The organism is Marinomonas foliarum (genome assembly GCF_003337275.1).
Classification (GTDB): Bacteria; Pseudomonadota; Gammaproteobacteria; order Pseudomonadales; family Marinomonadaceae; genus Marinomonas; species Marinomonas foliarum.
Map to the genome: position 1 here is coordinate 1 of NZ_QPJQ01000063.1, position 6,117 is coordinate 6,117.

Genomic DNA, 6,117 nt, shown 5'->3' on the forward strand with positions numbered 1-6,117 from the left:
CTCAACTACGGAGTCGATCTATCAACCATCTGAGGGTGGTATCAGATTGATGGGGTGAAGGTGCCCCATCAACCATTAAATCCGTATACCCGTTTAACTCGCGGCATGCCAGTTATGCGACAGCAATGCTTCGATTTGACTTGAGCGTTGGTCGGGAGGCGAATACGTACATGCCAGCCAAGCGAGTACACCCCTGATCTGTTTGCCAGTGTGCAGCCCGGCGCCTCGCAGAAAGTCATGCAGGTGATGGATCAAATCAATGCGAAATAGGGTCGGGACACGTTGCGACCGGGACGTGTCCCTCGTGCTTCGGAGTTAAAGCCACAACCTTTCCGCCGGCGACTGTTTTCAACTTAGCCATTTCGAACAGCAAACGCTGGTTTACAGAGGCAATTCGGGCAAGCTCCTCTAATAGCTGATCGTTTTCCGCACGGAGTGCCCTGTTCTTCTCCTTCTCATGCATCAGCGCCTGGTGCTTCGAATCTCGCTGGGCGCGTACCGACTTGCCCATGAGATTGCGAATTTTCTCTGCCACCGCTGGGTATGTATTGTGGATGAGACCGGGCGTAACACCTGCTGCTCGGGCAACCGCAGCGATGGAAAGCTTTTCGTTACCTGCGACAAGACTATCGATGACCTTATCAAGCGAATTTAGGGTCTTCGATCTTGAACGAGCAGGGGCCTGATCATCAGTGGATTTACTCATCATTTACAGCCCGGTTCGTATCGTCGTTTATGGGAGAGAGACCCAAGCTAGTGATGACGTCCAGTGCGACTTGCAAGTCGCGCTCTGCTCGCTGCCTCACGGCAGGGCCAACGTCATCGATTTTGATAAGCTCTTGCTGTTGGATATAAATGTCCTGCCAGGTGCCAGCGAAGAATTCATCGATCACCGAATTTTTGCACCCTGGGCACCGTGTGGCCTCGTATAGGCCTGCGCCTCCGCAGCCCCGCTCCGTTGCAATGCACCAGCCGTGTCCAGTCGCACGAATGTTGGCATGCGGGGCCGTCTGCGCGAGCAAAGCGGCCCTGTTCTTGATTGGAATTGCCCGCAATTCCACAATCTTTTCGCCTGCTCCACCTGCCAGTGGTTGATCATCGAGCCATGATTCGATCAGGTCAATTTTGAACTCCGTCATCTGCTGCAAAATCTCATCAAATAGAGTCAGATCTTGCTGTGGATTGGACGCATAAAGTTGGGTCATGCTCATACTGCTGTGTTTGAACTGCCATTTAAGCCAGATCAGTGAAGTGCGCCCCATTCGAGACTCTACGAAACACCTTGCATATGTCCGTCTGCACTGGTGTGTTCTCAGTTGCCAGTCGCTTCCAGCGGCTTTAGCGATTCTTACAAATGCCTCGTTAGAACCCTGACCACTGAGCGCCTCAACATGTTTCTCTTTGAGCTTGCCTCCATTTGCGTGCCGCCCCAAAAATAGTTTCTTTGAGTCCTTTTGCGCTTTCTCTAACCTTAAAAGATGCTCTGCGGGGTTGCTTGGATGAGTCGTTCTTGCGAGCCTTCTAATCTCTTGTTCCAATTCATTTCTGATAGTAACCGAATATTTGGCCAAAAGATCCAGCGCGCCCAAAGTCAACTCAGGCACAAGATATTCTACGCGCCCCTTGCCAGTTTTATGTTCAATGGTAGATACCCAGCAAAATACGACCCCATTCTTGAATTCTCTGCGCCATGCACCAACCTCAATACCAATGGCTTCGTCATTACGCATGCCGCTAGTAATTGAGACTATGTACAACACAGCATCCCGGACACGAATAGAGATTCGATCATCGCTAGGATGGTAGCCAATGCCGCTGACAGCCAATTCATCTCTGGCCTGTCGAACAATCTCTTCACAATAATTAAAAATTTTGGATTGTTCGCCGGGAGGTATGATATCTGTCCGCCCTACATTCTTACCGGCAGCGTCAGCGCCTTTGATTTTGCCAATCCCACAGACTCGCCATAGCGACGCATCACCCCACGGATAACGTTGAAGAGGAAATATCGTATCGGCAGAAAACACCCATAAGAAATCAATCACTCGTAAGCGTCCATACAGAGGAAGCGGCCTTAACTTCAATTCCTCTTTGCAATGGTGAACATAGTTACTAATATGAAGAGGACGGACATCCGCAAACCTTGAAACACCGAGACTGTTTAGCCACCGAACGAACGGCATAACGCTTGCGACAGCGAAAGTAGTAATGCCGCGTGCGATTGGAGGCTTGGAGCGGGGAAGACCTCTTTTAAACCAAGCATAAGCAACCGCTTTACAGTCATCTATCAAAGCCGGAGGCATGCTCATGTCCCAGGCGATGAATTTATAAGACTCGGAAACATTGGCCTGATCAAAAAACGGACGTAAATCCCATTGTGCATCACCAAACCGGCTAAGGACTAATGTCTCGCCTTTCTCATTGATGATTGCACTGATCACAATAGCATCGCGCTCTTCTGGGCTCAGGCCGTTAGCCGTAACCGGCTGTGCGATAAGGACATCATATGCTTTCAATGCTGCATTAGAACTTCTGATATTCAAATCGACCCGCTCCGTTTCTTTTTCATAAACTCAATCTTTTTTGCCCAGAACAGGTGCGGAGCAGATTCAGCTTTGGCCTTGGCTTCATTTACCAACGCGACATCAAATTTTCGCGAGGTGAACTCATTTATCAGCCGGATATAGTCAAGCTGACGTTTACGCCATTCGTCCCACTCATCAGTAAGGAAATATTCAATTTCCGCATACAGGAATTGCTGATAGCTAAATAAACGATATAAATCCTCAACCGTCCCCACAATCGCATAGCTAGGGCAACCTAGACAGTGAATGAACTCAGAGCAATGATTTACGCCATCTTTCGGTGCCCGGCTACCGTAGAGGCTATCCTTGCAACCGCCCGGTGGGGTTGGTGTGACGTTGATGCCGCGAAGCTTGTCCGGAAAGGCCTCGCCAACAAATGTCGCGCCTTCGACCTTGATCTCATCGTTGATTTTCAGATAGTGGTTATCTGCGACACCGGGACTATGGCCCATGACGGAGGAAACCTCCAGGATGTCACCACCGCTCAACTTCCACAAACGGCTCTCCATAGTTTTTCGCAGCCGACTAAGCGTTACGTGCAGACGATCACCCTGATCGTCCTGGAGGGCATGACGCTCACAGATGCTTTTAGTTGAAATGTATAAAGCACCAGATTTAAGGTAAACAATTTTGTTCTCGCCACCTCGTTGCCCTGAGCGGTACAACCATACATGTGAACGAATTTCTTCGGATGCAAGGGCGACAAGAGGCTTGCTGATTTCGAGAGCCTTATTCAAAACTGCAACACCATCGAGCGGAATAGTGCTGAACTCATCTATCAGATTAGTTTGCCGTATCGTCTTGCTCTGCGCACCTTTTCCTCTACGCTTGATTGTATTTATCAATCTTAGATTTGGCACAAACGGATGAGGCTTGAGGGCGTCTCTAGTCATTTCTAAAAGTGGCGTAGTGTTGATGCCGGATCTTGCCGCCGTGATCAGTAACATCACCGACATTGCCTCAGCTCCGTTACCGATAAATGTGCCCTTATGGATAGCTATAAGGTCAGACTTCAACGCCCCCAGCAGCCTCTGCATTTCTCCCATGGAAAGCGGGTCTGCGTCCTTCGTGCTTTGCGCATTGTTAGGAAATGGATTAGGCGGCAAAAGATCATCAGTATTGGTTTCAATGAACCCATAATCAGCTAGCACAATGACCAATGACTTAAAGCTGGTATAGTAATTCTTGGCAGTTGAACCGTTAGGATACTTTAGTTTAAGCCAGGAGATAAAACGCTCCATGTGGCGTTTGGTCAGGCTGTTTGGTGTTGCGGGTGGAGACTTTATTGCCCCGCCCCCCAGAAAACCAAGGAAAAACCTCAATCCATTTACAGAGTAGCCAATCAATGTGGCCACGGAAAAATTGCCTCCTTGCAGCAACGTCCTGATCACATGAATACTTTGAATTGCCCACGCATCGAAGCCAAGGCCTAAATATTGAGTGTGGTCGAGCTGTCTATGGTTTCTTGGGTTCCTAGGTAAATCAATCTTGATGCTGTCCTCGACAGCCTCAAATCCTTTCGTGACGGTTTGCAAGGACGCCTTATAGTTCTTTTGCCGAGCCAACGTAATTACCTCAGGTGCGCTTATTGGAGCCAGCCATGAACATCATGTCAATTTCGTCCTCATGCGCTAGAACGGATTGAGCCTCAAGCTGATTGATAAGATGCAAGTAAATCATCGTTGTTTGAATATCTGAATGCCCCAACCTGTCTCTGACATACAACAGCGGCTCACCTTCAAATTCTTTGCTTTTCCGAAGAGCAAGCAGGGTATAAGTCCCATAAGTGTGGCGTAGCATATGGGCCCGAACATAAAAGCCACACTTTCGTTCATAGGACTTCATAACGTCCACTACGGAATCTTTTGAATAATGCCTGCCTTCATTAGTCAGCAGCAGCGCGGTAACACTTCCATCGCCATTGGACTTACGAACCTCTCGCTGGTGAAGGGAATATGACCACATGCTCTCCATCAGCGACCATGGCACGTCAATAGTTCTAGGCCGGTCGTACTTGATATGCATGTCTGAAGGATCAAGAGCAACGCTAATCATTTGCCCTGGGCGTAGTCCCTTCTTTAACCTAGGGTTGAACACATATTTGAGAGGAAAAGACCTCGCTTCACAGGAGCGAAGGCCAGTACGCACCATGAGGTGGAACAATATCTGGTGGCTTGGATCGGTATCGAGGGCAAGGCATACCTTGACTTGATCTTTGGTCAGGAATTTGGTCAAGCGCTTTCGGTCGCGAACCATCACCGAAACTTTCGTGCTCTCGGCTCCGGGCCGAGCGATATGACTGAGAAGACCGGAATGTTGGGCAGCTCTTACCCTTTTCTCACCGAAGGGCAGCACGGTTATCAGGTTGCGCTGCTTAGCCCATCGGTAGAACCTCACGATCAAGGCTAGGCGATTGTTCACCGTGCCGGGGTCAAGTGTTAATTCTCCGCTCGACCAATCCCTGTACCTCGACAGAACGCTCAGACCGTGGGCCGGGACTTCCTCGTTCCAGGCCAATCCATTTGCTTCCAGGAAGGCGAAGTAATCGTACAAACGCCGTCCATAGGCTTCCCAAGTCAAATCGCTTAGGGACTCACCTGACTCGATGAGCGTGTGCCAAAGGAAGGATTGAGCTGGCTCGACTGGCCACCCTTCTGACCCAATCAGCAACGGAAAACCTTCAAATGAACGACCTGCTAATGCTAGGTCTTTTGTTGCGAATACCAACCTCATGCCGCTGCCCTAAACCACTTCCAAAGGATTACCTTATGAAGCCTGGAAACTGCTGTTCCAGAGGGGTTCAGAAGGTGGCGCGGACTCTACAGGATTTACTAACGATTTCCACCCCGCAGATCGTTATTTGACAGAACTACAACAGACGTGTGTTTTAAATCCGGCCGGAATAACTTCTCACAACTGGCATAAAAATTATTGCAATCGACCAAGGCAAAAACCGTCTTCATCAACCGCGCTCGTACTTACGAACCACGCCCGTGACAACACCAAAGATTTCCAATTCGGACTCTTCGGTAATCAGAATCGCCTTATAGGCTTTATTCTTCGGTCGAAGCAACACATGTGGCTGAAGCTCCAACGTCTTCACCGTCATTATCCCATGAATACAGGCAATCACAATATCCCCATGGCGTGCGGTTAACGAACGATCTACTACCAACACATCACCCGAATAAATGCCCACATCGATCATCGAATCCCCTTGCGCACGCACATAAAACGTCGCGTTCGGGTGAGCGACACAAAACTCATTTAAGTCCAAGGATTTTTCAACAAAGTCCTGAGCAGGCGAAGGAAATCCCGCCGACACCGAATCCACATACAAAGGAATTCGTACGCTATTGGCCGCGATAAACGCCACCGACTCAGACACACCAAGATACGTCACACGCATAATAAAACACCAAAATACTGTATAGATATAAGGGCTATCCATTTAGAGCAACCAATGTCAATATATAGTGATGAACAAAAAATCTTCTTCACTCAAAGCGGGTATTGATTACCCTAAAAATTG

5 protein-coding genes and 1 pseudogene are annotated in these 6,117 nt (G+C 48.9%); all 6 read right to left on the bottom strand.

Annotation, left to right across the window (positions count from 1 at the left end):
* Positions 1-256: 256 nt before the first annotated feature.
* The 6 genes and pseudogenes from DFP77_RS19110 to umuD all read right to left on the bottom strand — a co-directional run bounded on the left by DFP77_RS19110 (position 257) and on the right by umuD (position 5,994).
* A complete protein-coding gene (locus DFP77_RS19110) occupies positions 257-709 on the bottom strand; it encodes a TetR family transcriptional regulator (RefSeq protein WP_175550808.1) in 453 nt (150 codons plus the stop codon).
* Entirely contained in the window at positions 699-2,543 is a 1,845-nt protein-coding gene (locus tag DFP77_RS19610) for a tyrosine-type recombinase/integrase (protein ID WP_175550807.1), read from the bottom strand. Before DFP77_RS19610 ends, DFP77_RS19110 begins: the two co-directional genes overlap by 11 nt.
* Positions 2,540-4,150 carry a hypothetical protein gene (locus tag DFP77_RS19120; protein WP_072842284.1) on the bottom strand — a complete coding sequence of 537 codons (1,611 nt, stop codon included), beginning with the start codon at positions 4,148-4,150 and terminating at the stop codon, positions 2,540-2,542. Before DFP77_RS19120 ends, DFP77_RS19610 begins: the two co-directional genes overlap by 4 nt.
* Positions 4,151-4,160: 10 nt before the next feature.
* Positions 4,161-5,318 (bottom strand): tyrosine-type recombinase/integrase, encoded by a 1,158-nt coding sequence (locus DFP77_RS19125; RefSeq protein ID WP_072842282.1) that lies wholly within the window; start codon positions 5,316-5,318, stop codon positions 4,161-4,163.
* Positions 5,319-5,437: 119 nt separating this feature from the next.
* Positions 5,438-5,548: pseudogene (locus DFP77_RS20060) on the bottom strand (Y-family DNA polymerase); the annotation flags it as partial.
* On the bottom strand, positions 5,548-5,994 hold the full coding sequence (umuD, locus tag DFP77_RS19135; protein ID WP_114413773.1) for a translesion error-prone DNA polymerase V autoproteolytic subunit: 447 nt from the start codon (positions 5,992-5,994) through the stop codon (positions 5,548-5,550). The gene umuD and the pseudogene DFP77_RS20060, both read right to left, overlap by 1 nt.
* Positions 5,995-6,117 lie beyond the last annotated feature (123 nt).

Excerpts from the sequence above, each read along its gene's own strand:
- umuD (WP_114413773.1), bottom strand. The coding sequence starts at position 5,994 with ATGCGTGTGACGTATCTTGGTGTGTCTGAGTCGGTGGCGTTTATCGCG.
- DFP77_RS19125 (WP_072842282.1), bottom strand. The coding sequence starts at position 5,318 with ATGAGGTTGGTATTCGCAACAAAAGACCTAGCATTAGCAGGTCGTTCA.
- DFP77_RS19110 (WP_175550808.1), bottom strand. The coding sequence starts at position 709 with ATGATGAGTAAATCCACTGATGATCAGGCCCCTGCTCGTTCAAGATCG.